Here is a 523-nt window from a genome sequence, read left to right on the forward strand (position 1 = left end):
AAGCCGGTGGCCCAACTGTTCGCAGGGGGAGCCGTCGAAGGTGGGACTGGCGATTGGGACTAAGTCGTAACAAGGTAGCCGTACCGGAAGGTGCGGCTGGATCACCTCCTTTCTAAGGAGCATCTGACACGCCGACCTTCGGGTTGGTCGTGCAGAGGCCAGGCCCGGACCGATCGCGTCCGGGGTGGTGCTCAAGGGTGGAACATCAACTACGGCGGCCTTCATCGGTCGGCACCGCGCCAGTACACCTCGATTCGTCGGGGACGGAACGCGCACAGCCGGCCCGAGAGGGTCGCCCAGGCACGCTGTTGGGTCCTGAGGGAACAGCCCGCGAGGGAGGTTGCTTCATGACGGGCCCGGTCGGTCGGTCGAACCGCTGGTTCTCCTCGCATGAGGGGAGCTGGTAGGCGCCGGCGCTCACGACTCGGGGATCGTTCGTTGTTTGAGAACTGCACAGTGGACGCGAGCATCTTTAAAGTATGTCTTTGTGGTCAAGTTTTTAAGGGCACAGGGTGGATGCCTT

General features: G+C 62.5%; 1 rRNA gene. It reads left to right on the plus strand.

The window, feature by feature from the left end:
- Positions 1-112 (plus strand): 16S ribosomal RNA (locus MHY85_RS21185); the annotation flags it as partial.
- Between the last annotated feature and the right edge of the window lie 411 nt (positions 113-523).

The sequence above is a fragment of the Cellulomonas sp. ACRRI genome (assembly GCF_022346185.1).
GTDB lineage: Bacteria > Actinomycetota > Actinomycetes > Actinomycetales > Cellulomonadaceae > Cellulomonas.